Origin of the sequence: Shewanella frigidimarina NCIMB 400, from assembly GCF_000014705.1 — a bacterium.
In the GTDB taxonomy this organism is placed as follows: Bacteria; Pseudomonadota; Gammaproteobacteria; order Enterobacterales; family Shewanellaceae; genus Shewanella; species Shewanella frigidimarina.
Genome location: NC_008345.1, coordinates 2,695,548 through 2,711,247, shown reverse-complemented (window position 1 = coordinate 2,711,247; position 15,700 = coordinate 2,695,548). Strand labels below are relative to the sequence as shown.

Below are 15,700 nucleotides of genomic sequence, written 5' to 3'. Positions count from 1 at the left end.
AGCATTTAGCGATACTCTCAACAAAGCATGATTTAGTTATTTTTGTCATTGATGTGGAAATTTAGCTTGCCACTTTACGTAAACGTAAAGTAACGTATGTTGCATCAGTGTTTTTGAGATTGAATATCAGGTTGCATTTTTGTTCTAACCTGCAATATAACAATAAGATAGGAAGTATTATGACTGAAGAAGTAGCAGAGTCGGTTGCACAGCCAACACCAGATCCAGAGGCATTAAGACAAGAGTGGGTTCGTACTCAATTTCAAAAGGCGAACCGTTTTTTGGCTGAGAAAGGGGTGATCCCAAGCAAAGTACTTGCTGACGAAAGCCGTTATCTTGCTCCTTATTTAGCCATTTGGAAGATGGAATCGAAGCAACCTAAAAAACAAACATTTTGGGTAATGTCAGGTGATTTACCTTCTGATTATGTTGATGTTAAAGTCGCGGCGACGGCTCGTGATGCGATTAGACATTTTTCTATGATGTGGCAACTTAAAGCTGAGAACTTGCATAAGTCGGGTGTCACCAAAGATCCTACTCAACTTAAGTTTGCGCAATTATTGGTGTCGCGTGCAGAAAGCTTATATAAAATGAATCAAGATGAGAAGCTGTGGGGGTAATGCCCTAAGCCAGTGAGTAACTTGACGTAATAAACATAAAAAAGGCACTCACAGTGCCTTTTTTGTTATCTTGAGCTTGATGGATCATATTGATGAGCTCTATGTTGAAAGCGGCCATCAAGCTCAGTGATTTATATGCTAACGATTATTCGCAATCGTCTTCGGCTAAGTAGAATAACCCTTGATTGAGTAATCCAGTCAGAATATCCAATGCCGCAGCATTGGCTGTGAATACACTTGCCTCTTCAGGCGTGATCCTTACCTGGTTAGCCAATAGCTGTAACATGTCATTTGTGACATTAGCAAAGGTGTACACTTCGCCATTGATAAACAAACGCTGCTCGTTATCATTTTCTAACTGCAATACTTTCAAACCACCAATGCGTTGAATTATCGCGCCTTGCTCAATCGCTTCCAATAACTCATCGGCTGTTAATGGCTCTTCGCCTTCACAGATATCAAGTTCGAAACGATTTTGACTCAGTAGTTTACCTAACATGGTTTGATAGCTGGCCGGATCTTGAGCCAATTGGGTCAATAAATCCATAATACCTTGCTGGTGAGATTGGCTAATCATCCCTGGTGTTGCTGGCTCATCCACAGAATTAAAGCGTTTGTGGCCTTGATTGCTGTCGATTAAACTATCCGCGAGTTCAGTTAATAATTCTTGCTGGCTAGGGGCTCTAAAACCAATCGAATATGACAAGGCTAGCGATAGTGTTTCACCGCAATGTGGGTATCCTGGTGGAATGTAGAGCACGTCGCCTTTTTGCAATACCACATCGATAATCGGTTCAAAGTCGTCAACTAGTGGTGAGTTAGGGTTATCGCCGCGACGTTTATGTTGACCTTTGTCGCCCACTTTCCAACGACGTTCGCCATCACCTTGAATGATAAACACATCGTAGTTATCAATATGCGGCCCAACACCACCACCTGGCGTGGCAAATGATGCCATTAAGTCATCAAAACGCCAGTCTGGTAAAAATCGAAATGCTTCGACTAAAGCCTGTGAGTCAGGGTACCAATGGTTGACGGCTTGAACTAATAGCTGCCAGTTGTCTTCACCAAATTGGTCGTAGTCTTCAAATGGACCTTGGACTACGTCCCAGTCATCACCTTTTGTGACCACGACTCGCGATGATATTTCTTCTTCACATGCTAGGCCTGCAAGTTCATCTGCGGCGATAGGATCTTCAAAATCGATAAAAGCCTGTTTGATCACAAGTGGTTTTTGCTGCCAATGCTGTTTAATAAAGGCTTGGGTATCAATATTTAATGTGTACATCATTGACCTCAGGTCGAGATAATTAACGAGTGGTAATACAATAAAAAAGCGGCCACATATGCGACCGCTAATGGTATGTATAAGCTTATAAGACTATTTTAGCTCATCAACAAAGGCTTCTGCGCGGCCAATGTAGTTTGCTGGGGTCATCTTTTTTAATTCAATTTTTACGTGTTCTGGTAATTCAAGACCATCGATGAATACTGCAAGTTGTGCTGCATCAATACGTTTGCCACGCGTCAGTTCTTTTAACTTCTCATACGGTTTTTCAATACCGTAACGACGCATTACGGTTTGCACTGGCTCGGCCAATACTTCCCAGTTTTTGTCTAGTTCTGCTAAAAGTTGTGCTTCATTCACTTCTAACTTGCTAATGCCTTTCAAGGTTGCTTGATAAGCAATTAACGAGTGAGCCATACCGACACCTAAGTTACGTAATACGGTTGAGTCAGTTAGGTCACGTTGCCATCTTGAAACGGGTAATTTAGCGGCTAAATGTTGCATTAGCGCGTTAGCGATACCTAAGTTACCTTCAGAGTTTTCAAAATCAATTGGATTGACTTTGTGCGGCATCGTTGATGAACCAATTTCGCCTGCGATAGTGCGCTGCTTAAAGTGGCCTAGTGCAACATAACCCCAAATATCACGATCAAAATCGATTAGGATGGTGTTGAAACGAGCAATGGCATCGAACAATTCAGCAATGTAATCATGCGGCTCAATCTGAGTGGTATATGCGTTCCAATTAATGCCAAGGCTGGTGACAAAACGCTGTGACAACTCATGCCAGTTTACTTCTGGGTATGCAGAAATGTGTGCGTTGTAGTTACCGACTGCACCGTTAATTTTACCCATAATTTCAACAGCGTTGATTTGGTTTAATTGACGCTCTAAACGTACCGCAACGTTAGCCATTTCTTTGCCTAACGTTGATGGCGATGCTGGCTGACCATGAGTACGTGACATTAATGGCACGCTTTTATTGTCATGCGCTAACTTTTTGATGGCATCAATAATTTGCTGACAATGCGGCACTAACACTTGTTCACGCGCTTCTTTTAACATTAAGCCATGAGATAAGTTGTTAATGTCTTCAGAGGTACAGGCAAAATGGACAAATTCATCAATGGCGACTAACTCGGCATTATTGGCAATTTGTTCTTTAATAAAATACTCAACCGCTTTAACGTCGTGATTGGTGGTGCTTTCAATCGTTTTAACGCGTAGAGCGTCTTGTTCGCTAAAGTTGTCCTTGATGCTGTCTAGCACGGCAAGGGCGGTTTCGCTAAAAGGGGGAACTTCTTCAATCTCTGGGCAGCTAGATAATAGCTTTAACCAGTTGATTTCAACTTGAACACGGTACTTAGTAAGACCGAACTCGCTGAAAATCCCTCTTAATGAGGCGGTTTTACTACCATAACGACCGTCTACCGGAGAGATAGCAGTTAGTGCGGAAAGATCCATTTGAAGCTCCTTGATGAACTTTGTTGTAGGGTGATTCGATTAATTGTTATTTTGGCTTTGTTTTGCTGTATCAAATATGGCCTTACGGGCAAACACTAAATGGCGGCGTTTGCCACCTAATTGGCGCCATAATACCGCACTGCGCATTGCAGCAAGCAGTAACGCACGAATTTTGTTTTGCACCTGAGGCTGCTTTAAGCAATCGGGATTACCTGATATTTGTAATTTAGGGCCTAACTCACTGATGATATCACTGTAAATGCTAGCAAAATTGGCAAGTACTTGTTCATCGGTAATCGCAAAATGTGCCAGTTGGCGATGCACTTGATTGATGCGCTCTGCCAACATACCCAAACCATTGGGTGAGCGGGCAAGTTTACGTTCAAGCGCTAATACGCCAACTAAGTAACGAGTCGTTTCGACATCTTTGTTACTGCCATCGCCGAGCTGATTTTGAATCAGTTGATAACCATTGTCTAAAATGGCTTTATCTTGATAGATATCAGCTGTTGATTCAGGCTCTGTGACTAAAATAGTATTAAGCGTAGCCGCTAGGGCGTCTTTGTCGCTTTCACCGTGGCGAGCTAAATACTGTACTTGGCCAATCGCTTGTAAAATACCCGCGAAGGCCATAGTGCGTTCAAACAAGATGTTGTCTGGAGTTTGGCTCACGGATTACCCTCGAATTAAAGTATCGATTATGCCGCCACCTAAACAGATGTCACCATCATAAAACACCGCTGATTGCCCAGGCGTAACAGCAGCAACAGGTTCATCAAACATCACCGTAATATTGTCTGCGTCGTCATAGGTGAGGGTACATCCAACATCACGTTGACGATAACGGGTCTTTACTGTAATCGTGCTGTTATTGGCTGGCCCCGTACGATCAACCCAATGGAGCTGATTGACGGTCATACCTGTTGACATTAGGCGAGGGTGATTGCCGCCTTGCGCCACAATAAGCACATTACGGACTAAATCTTTTTCGACCACATACCATGGGTCTTCATTGCTGTTTTTCAGTCCACCAATGCCAAGGCCTTTGCGTTGTCCAAGTGTGTGATACATCAACCCTTGATGTGTACCAATCACTTCACCTTCCGATGTTTCGATATCACCAGGCTGAGCAGGTAAATAAGTTGCTAAGAAGTCAGTAAACTTACGTTCACCAATAAAACAGATGCCAGTGCTGTCTTTTTTGTCGTGAGTAATGAGTCCCAATTTTTGGGCTATTTCGCGTACTTGATGTTTTTCAAGTTCACCGACAGGGAACAAACTACGGGCAACTTGTTCGTGGCTTAACGTGTATAAGAAGTAACTTTGATCTTTATTGCCATCAACCCCGCGGAGCATTTCAACGCTGCCATCGCTATTATCACGACGACGAACATAATGGCCCATGGCGATATAATCGGCGTCTAAAATGTCGTCGGCAAATTCAAGAAATGCTTTAAATTTGATTTCTTTATTACACATGATATCGGGGTTGGGCGTTCGACCGGCCTTGTATTCTGCTAAAAAATATTCGAATACGTTATCCCAGTATTCGGCAGCAAAATTGACGGTGTGCATTTTTATACCTAGCTTGTCGCAAACCGCTTGAGCATCTTTTAAATCATCTGCTGCAGCGCAATATTCATCAGTATCGTCTTCTTCCCAGTTCTTCATAAATAGACCTTCAACTTCGAAGCCTTGCTGCATTAACAAGTAAGCTGATACTGAAGAGTCCACACCGCCGGACATGCCGACAATGACTTTTTTACCGTTTGAAGTAGGGTTGAGTGATGTCATAAATCCTAAAAACCTTGAAGAAAGATAATGTATATATTGTGCCGCAATGCCGATGTTTCAAGGCGATTGTGCTAGATTTTTGCTAGTAGTGAATCTGAATACTATTAATTGCGAATATCGCAGAGATTATAGTTGCACATATCGAAGAGATTAATTGGTAAACGGCCAATAAATACGACATTTGTGCGGCGCGTATTCTATCACGCATTCACTTAATGGGCTATCTTGAGGCGCATACAAATAGCCTAAGACAAGCCATTAAAAATAATCGACATTGAGCAACGATAATGGTGTGTGCTGTGCGGGATGGTTTTTATCTGATTGTTGTAAAAAATCTTCAATACTTTTTAGCACTAATGGACTACGAAGCTGGTTGCCAAGGGCGGTGATGTCTGCAAGATTAAGCCAATGAATAGCTGTAATGGCATTATCTCGAGGTGTGGCGTGTTGTTGCTTGGCCAGCTCAATACAAAATGTATAACGAACAAAGGCTAAATCAGCAGCTGCCCGAAATTGATAGATCCCTACTAAGGCTTGTGGTGTCAGCTCAAGCCCCGTTTCTTCAACAATTTCACGAGCGCATGCTTCTATAATCGATTCATTGGCCTCTAAATGCCCGGCTGGTTGGTTAAATTTAACCGCACCGTTAATGCATTCTTCAACCAATAAAAATTTACCTTGGCAGTGGATCACGCAAGCTACAGTAGTATTAGGTTTATAACGTTCGGTCATATTTCCCTCTTGTATAAAGCGTCTGCCAGCGATTACTTTGCCGTGCTGATCACTTTGTATTCACCATTAGGTAAATCATCTAGACACCATTGACCTATTTTATAACGGATTAATCTTAAGGTTGGATGACCCACATGTGCGGTCATTCTTCTGACTTGGCGATTTCGACCTTCACAAATTTGCACTTCAAGCCAGGTCGTTGGAATGGCTTTACGTTCTCGTACTGGCGGGGTTCTTGGCCAAATATCAGGAGATGCCATTACGCAAACTTTAGCCGGTAATGTCATACCGTCTTTTAATCCAACCCCATTACATAAGGCATTGATTGCTTCATCCGACGGTTCGCCTTCCACCTGAACCCAATAGGTTTTAAAGGTTTTTTGCGATGGTTGGGTAAGCTTTGCCTGCAATTGTCCGTCGTTGGTAAGCAATAGCAATCCTTCACTATCACGGTCTAAACGTCCTGCTGCGTAGACATCGGCTACAGGAATAAAGTCTTTTAATGTTTGTCGGCCTGCTTCATCGGTAAATTGGCACAACACGTCAAATGGCTTGTTGAATAATACAATGACGGGATTTTCAGGCCGTGGTTTTTGTGGGGGACGCGATTTTGCCCTGCTCCGATTAGCAGCACTACTGATTGGTGCTCTTGTTGCTTCAGAATTGACTGATGTTGTTGACGCGCCAGTTCTGTAAGTAGATGTTTTTTTAAATGAACTGAATTTACCGATTTTTGACATAAAGGTATGGTTAACATCCTTTGCTAATACAAGTGAGTAAAAAGTGAACGAATATAAATCTATTTATGGTAGTTTACTGCGTATTCGCCCTTAGTGGAATTTGAAAATTACTAAGAATGATCTATGATGTCCGCCTAAAAATTGTGATCTGTACCTAATTTATCATTCTGAGATATCGGCTTTAACCGCCAAATCTCAGAGGTTTGAGAACAAAATATAATAATAAATGGGATAGGGGATTTCACATACTTGGCTTATAAAAAAGTGTGCCATGGTCATTGATCACGGTCCACTTGTGCGAGTGTTATCCACCAAAACCCGTCAAAAGCTTACGCAATTTATTCTAATAAATTATTAATTTACAATAATGTAGGAAATAAAATGAAAGATAACACTCCAACGATCATATACACAGAAACCGACGAAGCACCGGCACTTGCCACGCTGTCTTTATTACCGATTATCCGTACCTTCACTAACGCTGCAGGCGTAAAAGTTGAAACGCGCGATATCTCTTTGTCAGGTCGTGTTATTGCTAACTTCCCTGAAAAATTAACCGCAGAGCAAAAAATTGCTGATGCGCTAACCGAATTAGGCGAATTGGCTAATAAGCCAGAAGCTAACATCATTAAATTACCTAACGTTAGTGCGTCAATTCCGCAGTTAAAAGCCTGTATTGCTGAACTTCAAGCAAAAGGTTATGACATTCCTAACTATCCTGATGAGCCTAAAAATGACGCAGAAGTTGAAGCTCAATCGCGTTATGACAAAATTAAAGGCAGTGCGGTAAACCCAGTATTACGTGAAGGTAACTCAGATCGTCGTGCACCGACTTCAGTGAAAAACTACGCCAAGAAAAACCCACATTCAATGGGTAAATGGGCCAGCGACTCTAAGTCTCACGTTGCTCACATGAATGAAGGCGACTTCTACGGTAGTGAACAGTCTGTCACTCTAGCGGCAGCTGATAAAGTCAATATCGTGTTGACTCAACAAGACGGCAAAGACGTTGTATTGAAAAGCGGCTTAGCGTTATTAGCGGACGAAATTATTGACTCATCAGTGATGAGCAAAAAAGCGTTAGTGGATTTTTATGCTCGTGAAATCGAAGCGGCAAAATGTGAAGATGTTTTACTATCTTTACACCTTAAAGCGACCATGATGAAAGTGTCTGACCCAATATTATTTGGTCTTGCCGTTAAAGTGTTCTTTAAAGATGTGTTCGATAAGCACGGTAAATTATTTGCTGAGCTAGGCGTTGATGTAAACAATGGTTTTGGTGATGTTTATGCCAAAATCAGTACGTTACCAGAAGCTAAACGTAACGAAATTGAAGCAGATATTGCTGCTGTTTATGCTGCTCGTCCAGCACTTGCGATGGTTGATTCTGATAAAGGTATCACTAACTTACACGTACCTAGTGACATCATTATTGATGCATCAATGCCTGCAGCTATCCGTTCTTCGGGTAAAATGTGGGGTCCTGATGGCCAGTTACAAGACACCAAAGCAATGATCCCAGATCGTTGTTACGCTGGTGTTTATCAAGAAACCATTTCGTTCTGTAAAAAGCACGGCGCATTTGACCCAACAACTATGGGCAGCGTGCCTAACGTGGGCTTAATGGCTCAAAAAGCAGAAGAGTACGGTAGCCACGATAAAACGTTTGAAATTAAAGCTGCTGGTACGGTTAACGTGATTAACCAAGCTGGCGATGTGTTAATGAGCCATAACGTTGAAGCTGGCGATATCTATCGTATGTGCCAAGTCAAAGATGCACCAATTCGTGACTGGGTTAAACTTGCGGTTAAGCGTTCACGTTTAAGCAATACGCCTGCGGTATTCTGGTTAGATAGCAACCGTGCTCACGATGCTGAGTTAATTAAAAAAGTCACTCAATATTTAGCTGAACAAGATACTGCTGGTTTAGACATTCAAGTGATGTCACCAGAAGATGCTACTCGCTTTACGCTAGAGCGCATTATCAAAGGTGAAGACACTATTTCGGTAACGGGTAACGTGTTACGCGACTACTTAACCGATTTATTCCCAATTCTTGAACTGGGAACAAGTGCGAAAATGTTGTCTATCGTGCCGTTAATGAATGGTGGCGGCTTATTTGAAACAGGTGCCGGTGGTTCAGCGCCTAAGCACGTGCAACAAGTCGAAAAAGAAGGTCATTTACGTTGGGATTCATTAGGGGAGTTTTTAGCTCTTGCTGCGTCTTTAGAGCATTTAAGTCAAACGACCAACAATGCTAAAGCACAAGTATTAGCAGATACCTTAGATGTTGCTATTGGTGTGTTTCTTGATACCAATAAATCACCGTCTCGTCGTGTAGGTGAACTCGATAACCGCGGTAGTCACTTTTACCTAGCGATGTATTGGGCACAAGCATTAACTGAGCAAACGGCTGATCCCGAGCTTGCTGCACACTTTGCACCTTTAGCTAAGTCATTGGCTGCAAATGAAACCGTTATTCTTGCTGAATTGAACGGTGCTCAAGGCCCTGCAGTTGATTTAGGCGGTTATTACCGTTTAGATGCTGCTAAAGCCGAACAAGCAATGCGCCCTAGTGCAACTTTAAACCAGTTTGTAATTGGTTAATCTGCACAAAAACTTTCCTAACTAGGTGTGAGTTATTCTATTAATGAATACATCTTCAAGTGAAGGTGTATTAAATTGATTGAGGCGATATTTTTTTAGGCAATAAAAAAGACAGGGATTAAAATCCCTGTCTTTTTGTTTTATAGTCTCACCAATTAAATTGTTGGCGAGATGGCTGAAGCATGCATTCCTTTAGGGCCTTCTTCAACTTCGAAGCACACAGGTTGACCTGCTTTTAAGGTACGATAACCTTCCATTTCGATAGTTGAATAGTGCGCAAATACATCTTCGCCACCCTGATCAGGGCAAATAAACCCGAATCCTTTGGCGTTGTTGAACCATTTAACAGTTCCGTTTGCCATACTTCCACTTCCTTCTGTTGTCTACTTACCAGTAAGATAGTAAAACTTATTATCCAGCGGTCTAGTATTCGCCGCCTAACAAACAGAATGAAATTTGTACGAAAATATGTCAAGTAGTAATTAACAAAAAACCAACATTTAATTAATTTAATGATATCAAGTGGTCGGGAACCAAACGAGAGGCTAGTATTAAACAATGGCTAAATTAGGCAATGTAGAACATATTGAAGAAAAGGTTGAATCTGAACTACAACCACCCCATATGTATAAAGTGGTGCTAAACAATGATGATTACACCCCGATGGACTTTGTGGTAGAAGTATTACAACGTTTCTTTGAGAAAAATGAACAGCAAGCTGTAGATATTATGTTAGCGATCCATAACCAAGGCAAAGGGTTGTGTGGTGTATTTCCATTTGGGATTGCAGAAACAAAAGTTTTTCAAGTAAATCAGTTTGCAAGAGAAAACCAACATCCGTTACTGTGTACTTTAGAGAAAGTATAAAAATCGATATCTCACAGTCTGTGGTTAAATTTAGGGGGTGCTTATGCTGAACAAAGACCTGGAAGTCACCTTGAACCTAGCGTTTCAGCAAGCTAGAGATTCACGTCATGAATACATGACGGTAGAACATTTATTATTAGCGCTGATTGATAATCCTTCGGCCTATGAAGCATTAATTGCTTGTGGGGCGGATGTTAATCGTTTACGAGAAGAAGTGGCTAATTTCATTCAACAAACCACGCCCATTATTGCAGAATCAACCGAAGAACGTGAAACCCAACCCACCTTGGGATTTCAACGTGTTTTGCAACGAGCCGTGTTCCATGTGCAATCATCTGGTCGTAACGAAGTTTCTGGTGCCAATGTACTCGTTGCTATTTTTAGTGAACAAGAGTCGCAAGCGGTATATTTACTGCGTCGTTGTGATATTACCCGTTTAGATGTGGTTAATTTTATTTCTCATGGCATGTCAAAAGAAGATGATTCTGGCGAACCACAAGATCAAGAGCGCATTGACGATCAATCTGAAAATGCCGAAGACCGCAGCATGTTGGCGCAGTTTGCTGCCAATTTAAACCAATTAGCCCAAGACGGCAGTATCGACCCATTAATTGGTCGTGATGCTGAAATTGAGCGCGCAATTCAAACTTTGTGTCGTCGACGTAAGAATAACCCATTACTTGTGGGTGAAGCTGGCGTGGGGAAAACGGCTATCGCAGAAGGTTTGGCTTATCGTATCGTCAATAAGCAAGTACCTGATGTTATGGCCAACGCGACGGTGTATTCGTTAGACTTAGGCTCATTATTAGCGGGCACTAAATACCGTGGTGATTTTGAAAAGCGTTTTAAAAGCTTATTAAAAGAACTCGCAGCTGATGAGCATGCCATTTTATTTATTGATGAAATTCATACCATTATTGGTGCTGGTGCCGCTTCTGGCGGTGTGATGGATGCATCTAACTTGCTTAAGCCATTGCTATCGAGTGGTAAGTTACGTTGCATGGGGTCAACCACGTTCCAAGAATATCAAAGCATTTTTGAGAAAGACCGTGCTTTAGCGCGTCGCTTCCAAAAAATTGATATTAATGAGCCTTCAGTTGCCGAAACCACCAAAATTTTAATGGGGCTTAAATCTAAGTACGAAGAATACCATGGGGTGCGTTATACCCAAGCTGCCATCAGCAGTGCAGCTAGCCTTTCGGCAAAACACATTAATGATCGCCATTTACCTGACAAAGCGATTGATGTGATTGATGAAGCGGGCGCTCGAATGGTGATGATGCCGCAAAGTAAACGCAAGAAAACCATTGGCCAAGCTGAAATTGAAGCAATCATTGCTAAATTGGCTCGTATCCCTGAGAAGTCGGTATCGTCGACTGACAAGGATATGTTACGCAACCTTGAACGCAACCTCAAGATGGTGGTGTTTGGGCAGGACAAGGCGATTGAGAGCCTTAGCGCGGCTATACGCTTGTCTCGCAGTGGTTTAGGTTCAGAAAAGAAACCTGTTGGTAGCTTTATGTTTGCTGGCCCAACTGGGGTAGGTAAAACCGAAGTAACCAATCAATTGGCTAATTGTCTCAACCTCAAACTCATTCGCTTTGATATGTCTGAGTATATGGAGCGTCACACCGTATCGCGTTTAATCGGTGCTCCTCCAGGTTATGTGGGTTATGACCAAGGTGGTTTGCTTACCGATGCCGTGATTAAAAACCCACATTGTGTGGTGCTACTTGATGAAATTGAAAAGGCGCACCCAGATGTATTCAACTTGCTATTGCAAGTTATGGATCACGGTACATTGACCGACAATAACGGCCGAAAAGCTGATTTTAGAAATGTAACCTTGGTGATGACAACCAACGCTGGCGTACAAGAAACAATCCGTAAATCGATTGGTTTTAGACAGCAAGATCACACTCAAGATGCCTTAGCTGAAATTAATAAAGTCTTTTCACCTGAGTTCCGCAATCGATTGGATTCGATCGTATGGTTTAATCATTTGGATATGACCGTTATCGCCAAAGTGGTTGATAAGTTCTTAGTTGAATTACAGGCACAACTTGATGATAAACATGTCACGCTGGATGTCAGTGATGAAGCACGAACCTTGCTTGCAGAGAAAGGCTATGACAAATCGATGGGCGCGCGCCCAATGTCACGTGTTGTCACGGAATTGATTAAACGTCCGTTAGCAGATGAGATTCTGTTTGGTGTGCTTGAACGAGGAGGTATTGCGCATATTGACGTTAAAGAAGGTGAGATCAATATTGATTGCGAGTCGTTAGAAAAAGTCTCGTAATAATCAATCCATATGCTTGAAAATATACCATAAAAAAAGATGACCCATGGGTCATCTTTTTTTATGTTTGTTAATTGCGCCCAATACCATTAATTATAAATAAGCCTTCAACTCAAAGCATTTCTTACTGTTCAATTCAATGGGTATTGATAGCAAAATGGGTATTCCCTTTTTAAATCAATAAACATAGTAGTGGATCGTATGAGGTGCTTCTGCAAAACGGATTACAACCATCGCGATGCTTGGTTGAATGCTCTGATAAAGGGATACCCATTACGTTGAACATTCGTCTTGTTTGATGCGTGTTGCTTTACGTTGAATACACTTTATTTATGCAGTTTGGTATAACAACAAAAAAACCGACAGGCAGTCGGTTTTTACATTGTTGAGGCTAGCGATTAACGTGCGCGGAAGACGATACGACCTTTTGATAGGTCATAAGGAGTCAACTGTACAGTGACTTTGTCACCCGTTAAAATACGGATGTAGTTTTTGCGCATTTTGCCAGAGATGTGGGCTATCACCACATGTCCATTTTCAAGCTCTACGCGGAACATTGTATTTGGCAAGGTCTCAAGGATAGTGCCCTGCATTTCAATGTTGTCTTCTTTCGCCATTAATTAGTTATCCCATTAGCCTTCAAATATGAAAAAATCGGGCGTATCATGCCCCAAAAACACTGAACTGTAAAGGGCGTTAACGAGAAAGAGCTGTAAGATTTTCACCAACTTGCCAACCGAGTGCTGTTAAAATTTGATATGGGCGATATTGGCGTTTGTAGTTCATTTTCCGATTTTGATCAATTTGATAGCCCAAATATAAAAAACGTTTACCCAATGATTTTGCTAATTGGCATTGGATTAAAATCATCAGCGAACCTAATGAACGGTCGGCATAATCAGGATCAAAATAACTGTAAATTGCCGAGAAGCTGCTCATCATTTCATCGGTTACGGCAACCCCAATTAATCGGTCTTGATCAAACACCTCAATAAACATGGGCGGTAACCAATCCGATAATAAAAAATCATCATATTGGGTTGGCGATGCAGGAAACATTGGCCCATCATTGTGACGTTCATTGATATAACGTTGATACAAATCATAGTGCTCAGGCCGTGAGGTATGAGTGACTTTCCAATGCAAATCTTGATTGTTTTTTAAGGTTCGTTTTTGTCGTTTTGATAATATAAAATCATTAACATTCAATCTAATAGACTGACAAGCTTGGCAGCTCGGACAACGAGGTTTGTAAATAGCATTGCCGTTACGACGAAACCCCATCGTTAGAAGTTGTTCAAACAGCGCCGCGTCTATTTGCGGTTCTTGGATCACCAGCAATTGCTCTTTATTACCTTCAATATAATTGCAATCAAAAGGCTGGCTTATTCCTACGCTGACAGATTTAGAATTCAATAAACACCTCTTGTTTGTTCCACATTGACGCTGAAGTTGCACGATCTCTGTACTGATGAAGTATCGTTAAAAACTCGCTTCTAGGTAAGGCTTTAGCCCCAAGGCTCACTAAATGAGGATTCATTACTTGCGCATCAATCAATTGAAAATCGTGTTTCACCAAGTGTTGATTCAGTATAGCAAAGGCTGCTTTTGATGCATTTGTTTGACGGTGAAACATCGATTCACCGCAAAAAATACCGCCCACCGGAATACCATACAATCCACCCACTAGCTGTTCGCCATCCCATACTTCAATAGAATGAGCATGCCCTTGAAGATGCAGTTCATAGTAGGCCATTTGTATTTCGGCCGAAATCCAAGTGCCATCTTGGGTGTTACGGGGCCCAGCACAACCGGCAACAACATCTAAAAATGCCTGATTAATGGTAAAACGCCATGCAGACTTTTTAAGAAATTTTATTAAGCTTTTACTGCCAAAAGGATGGCTCGGTGTGAACACCGCTCGAGGATCGGGTGACCACCATAAAATGGGGTCATTAGCGTTAAACCAAGGAAAAATACCTTGGTAATAGGCTTGTGCTAGGCGATCTGGACGTAGGTCTCCTCCGATGGCTAATAAACCATTCGGATCAGTAAGAGCTTGCTCTGGCGGCGGGAAGCCGATGGATTGATTTAAATAAGACAGTGAGTTCACAATTGAGTATATTATTTGTAATACCTTATCGTTAACTTAGCGGAAAATGGCCATGTTTAAAATCATAACTGTAAGTGTGAAGAGTATTTTTGCAGTATTGCTGACTATTTGTTTGTTTTGTGGTCAAAGCCAAGCTGCTTACGAGCGTAATCAAGCCGTTCCAGTTGAAAAAGTGTTATATGGACACATTGAATCTGTGAAACATGTAACAGAGAAACAGCTAGTAGAAGACAGTCGAAGTGGTTGGAAAACCTTTGGCGGTGCTTTAATTGGTGGTGTTATCGGTCATCAATTTGGTGGAGGTTCAGGTCAAGATGTTGCCACTGTCTTGGGGGCGTTGATTGGCGGTGGAATTGGCAGCCAGCACGGTAACCAACAATATTATCTTGAAACTAAGTTAGTTGAACTAATGATAAAGCAAGAAGATGGTAGCCAAGTTATGGTGATCCAAGATGCGGATCCAGGCATGAGTTTTACTGCCGGAGATGAGGTTAGGGTGGTTTACTTAACCGGTTATGTCAGGGTCGACCTAGCGATGTGATTATTTACGGTGTGATTATTCACCGTGTGATTATACAGCTAAAACAAAAGGAGCCTAGGCTCCTTTTGTTTACACACTGTGGTCAATATTCGCTAACAATACAGTTTGATCTGTTCTCGTTAATTAGAAACCACGAGGCAAAGTTTGATTACCCGCTGCGCTTTCGAGTTTTTTACGCCATAACTGCTTAGGCGTTAATCCGCCTGAGTTTGACTGTGCTTTTTTACTCGGTTGTTTATTCGGTGCAGTTTTTGCGGTTGCCTTTGCTGCAGGCTTAATAACTGCTTTGCTCGCAGTAGGTGCTTTTTTTACTGACGATGCAGTTAGTTCAGCATGCATGGATTCAAGTTCGCTAAAGCGCACTGATTTACCGCCGTCAATTTTGTACCAGCTACCAGCTTGCTCAATAGAAACTGCTTGTCCAGACTGCTTTTCAATAGCCATTTGTAGTTGGCCGATGACCTCTTCTTTAGTCAATGTTGTCATAGTTAATAACCTATTTGTTATCATGTTAAATTAAGGTTGTTACTAATTTTAATGTGTTAAGACTACAAAAGTCCAATTAGTGGCGCAAATTGTCGGTTTCTCACTCATAAAGACCGATTTATCAGCATTTATGACTGCTATTGTTG

16 protein-coding genes are annotated in these 15,700 nt (G+C 41.8%); 5 read left to right on the top strand and 11 right to left on the bottom strand.

The annotated features are described in order from the left end of the window. The first annotated feature begins 179 nt into the window (after positions 1-179). Positions 180-620 (top strand): DUF4826 family protein, encoded by a 441-nt coding sequence (locus SFRI_RS11670; protein WP_011637719.1) that lies wholly within the window; start codon positions 180-182, stop codon positions 618-620. Between the two features lie 145 nt (positions 621-765). Here SFRI_RS11670 and SFRI_RS11665 read toward each other — a convergent pair whose 3' ends face one another. From SFRI_RS11665 to SFRI_RS11640, 6 genes are all read right to left on the bottom strand, one after another. Next, positions 766-1,908, bottom strand: coding sequence for a ribosomal protein uL16 3-hydroxylase (locus SFRI_RS11665; RefSeq protein ID WP_011637718.1), 1,143 nt, complete (start codon positions 1,906-1,908; stop codon positions 766-768). Positions 1,909-2,001: 93 nt separating this feature from the next. After that, positions 2,002-3,372 (bottom strand): adenylosuccinate lyase, encoded by a 1,371-nt coding sequence (gene purB, locus SFRI_RS11660; RefSeq protein ID WP_011637717.1) that lies wholly within the window; start codon positions 3,370-3,372, stop codon positions 2,002-2,004. Positions 3,373-3,411: 39 nt separating this feature from the next. Next, positions 3,412-4,044 carry a high frequency lysogenization protein HflD gene (gene hflD / locus SFRI_RS11655; RefSeq protein ID WP_011637716.1) on the bottom strand — a complete coding sequence of 211 codons (633 nt, stop codon included), beginning with the start codon at positions 4,042-4,044 and terminating at the stop codon, positions 3,412-3,414. Between the two features lie 3 nt (positions 4,045-4,047). Then, a complete protein-coding gene (mnmA, locus tag SFRI_RS11650) occupies positions 4,048-5,166 on the bottom strand; it encodes a tRNA 2-thiouridine(34) synthase MnmA (RefSeq protein WP_011637715.1) in 1,119 nt (372 codons plus the stop codon). Between the two features lie 258 nt (positions 5,167-5,424). Next, positions 5,425-5,898 carry an NUDIX hydrolase gene (locus SFRI_RS11645; protein ID WP_011637714.1) on the bottom strand — a complete coding sequence of 158 codons (474 nt, stop codon included), beginning with the start codon at positions 5,896-5,898 and terminating at the stop codon, positions 5,425-5,427. 32 nt (positions 5,899-5,930) lie between these two features. Continuing rightward, positions 5,931-6,638, bottom strand: a complete 708-nt coding sequence (locus tag SFRI_RS11640; RefSeq protein ID WP_011637713.1) for a pseudouridine synthase — start codon at positions 6,636-6,638, stop codon at positions 5,931-5,933. Positions 6,639-7,019: 381 nt separating this feature from the next. On the opposite strand from SFRI_RS11640, the gene SFRI_RS11635 reads away from it, so the two are divergent. Next, positions 7,020-9,245 carry an NADP-dependent isocitrate dehydrogenase gene (locus SFRI_RS11635; protein ID WP_011637712.1) on the top strand — a complete coding sequence of 742 codons (2,226 nt, stop codon included), beginning with the start codon at positions 7,020-7,022 and terminating at the stop codon, positions 9,243-9,245. 155 nt (positions 9,246-9,400) lie between these two features. On the opposite strand, the gene cspD is transcribed toward SFRI_RS11635, so the two are convergent. Beyond that, entirely contained in the window at positions 9,401-9,607 is a 207-nt protein-coding gene (gene cspD / locus SFRI_RS11630; protein WP_011637711.1) for a cold shock domain-containing protein CspD, read from the bottom strand. Between the two features lie 196 nt (positions 9,608-9,803). Here cspD and clpS point away from each other — a divergent pair, with 196 nt between their 5' ends. Both clpS and clpA read left to right on the top strand, forming a co-directional pair. Beyond that, positions 9,804-10,112 carry an ATP-dependent Clp protease adapter ClpS gene (gene clpS / locus SFRI_RS11625; protein WP_011637710.1) on the top strand — a complete coding sequence of 103 codons (309 nt, stop codon included), beginning with the start codon at positions 9,804-9,806 and terminating at the stop codon, positions 10,110-10,112. Between the two features lie 43 nt (positions 10,113-10,155). Continuing rightward, the gene (clpA, locus tag SFRI_RS11620; protein ID WP_011637709.1) at positions 10,156-12,414 is read left to right on the top strand and encodes an ATP-dependent Clp protease ATP-binding subunit ClpA; all 2,259 of its coding nucleotides are present in this window, start codon (positions 10,156-10,158) and stop codon (positions 12,412-12,414) included. A 398-nt stretch (positions 12,415-12,812) separates the two neighbouring features. Here the strand turns inward: clpA and infA are convergent, their stop codons facing one another. From infA to aat, 3 genes are all read right to left on the bottom strand, one after another. Then, the gene (gene infA / locus SFRI_RS11615; RefSeq protein WP_011496276.1) at positions 12,813-13,031 is read right to left on the bottom strand and encodes a translation initiation factor IF-1; all 219 of its coding nucleotides are present in this window, start codon (positions 13,029-13,031) and stop codon (positions 12,813-12,815) included. A gap of 79 nt (positions 13,032-13,110) precedes the next feature. Further along, positions 13,111-13,830, bottom strand: coding sequence for an arginyltransferase (locus tag SFRI_RS11610; RefSeq protein WP_011637708.1), 720 nt, complete (start codon positions 13,828-13,830; stop codon positions 13,111-13,113). Beyond that, positions 13,820-14,527, bottom strand: coding sequence for a leucyl/phenylalanyl-tRNA--protein transferase (gene aat, locus SFRI_RS11605; RefSeq protein ID WP_011637707.1), 708 nt, complete (start codon positions 14,525-14,527; stop codon positions 13,820-13,822). The genes SFRI_RS11610 and aat overlap by 11 nt, the downstream gene beginning before the upstream one ends. Positions 14,528-14,579: 52 nt before the next feature. Between aat and SFRI_RS11600 the strand changes: the two genes are divergently transcribed. Further along, on the top strand, positions 14,580-15,068 hold the full coding sequence (locus SFRI_RS11600) for an outer membrane lipoprotein (RefSeq protein ID WP_081430136.1): 489 nt from the start codon (positions 14,580-14,582) through the stop codon (positions 15,066-15,068). Positions 15,069-15,191: 123 nt separating this feature from the next. On the opposite strand, the gene SFRI_RS11595 is transcribed toward SFRI_RS11600, so the two are convergent. Continuing rightward, complete coding sequence (locus SFRI_RS11595; protein ID WP_011637705.1) at positions 15,192-15,554, bottom strand: hypothetical protein; 363 nt, start codon at positions 15,552-15,554, stop codon at positions 15,192-15,194. Positions 15,555-15,700: the final 146 nt, after the last annotated feature.

Bases quoted from the DNA above. Each gene is read 5' to 3' on its own strand.
- mnmA (WP_011637715.1), bottom strand. From the start codon at position 5,166: ATGACATCACTCAACCCTACTTCAAACGGTAAAAAAGTCATTGTCGGC.
- SFRI_RS11645 (WP_011637714.1), bottom strand. From the start codon at position 5,898: ATGACCGAACGTTATAAACCTAATACTACTGTAGCTTGCGTGATCCAC.
- purB (WP_011637717.1), bottom strand. From the start codon at position 3,372: ATGGATCTTTCCGCACTAACTGCTATCTCTCCGGTAGACGGTCGTTAT.
- infA (WP_011496276.1), bottom strand. From the start codon at position 13,031: ATGGCGAAAGAAGACAACATTGAAATGCAGGGCACTATCCTTGAGACC.
- SFRI_RS11670 (WP_011637719.1), top strand. From the start codon at position 180: ATGACTGAAGAAGTAGCAGAGTCGGTTGCACAGCCAACACCAGATCCA.
- SFRI_RS11635 (WP_011637712.1), top strand. From the start codon at position 7,020: ATGAAAGATAACACTCCAACGATCATATACACAGAAACCGACGAAGCA.
- SFRI_RS11665 (WP_011637718.1), bottom strand. From the start codon at position 1,908: ATGTACACATTAAATATTGATACCCAAGCCTTTATTAAACAGCATTGG.
- SFRI_RS11640 (WP_011637713.1), bottom strand. From the start codon at position 6,638: ATGTCAAAAATCGGTAAATTCAGTTCATTTAAAAAAACATCTACTTAC.
- clpA (WP_011637709.1), top strand. From the start codon at position 10,156: ATGCTGAACAAAGACCTGGAAGTCACCTTGAACCTAGCGTTTCAGCAA.
- SFRI_RS11595 (WP_011637705.1), bottom strand. From the start codon at position 15,554: ATGACAACATTGACTAAAGAAGAGGTCATCGGCCAACTACAAATGGCT.
- clpS (WP_011637710.1), top strand. From the start codon at position 9,804: ATGGCTAAATTAGGCAATGTAGAACATATTGAAGAAAAGGTTGAATCT.
- cspD (WP_011637711.1), bottom strand. From the start codon at position 9,607: ATGGCAAACGGAACTGTTAAATGGTTCAACAACGCCAAAGGATTCGGG.
- SFRI_RS11600 (WP_081430136.1), top strand. From the start codon at position 14,580: ATGTTTAAAATCATAACTGTAAGTGTGAAGAGTATTTTTGCAGTATTG.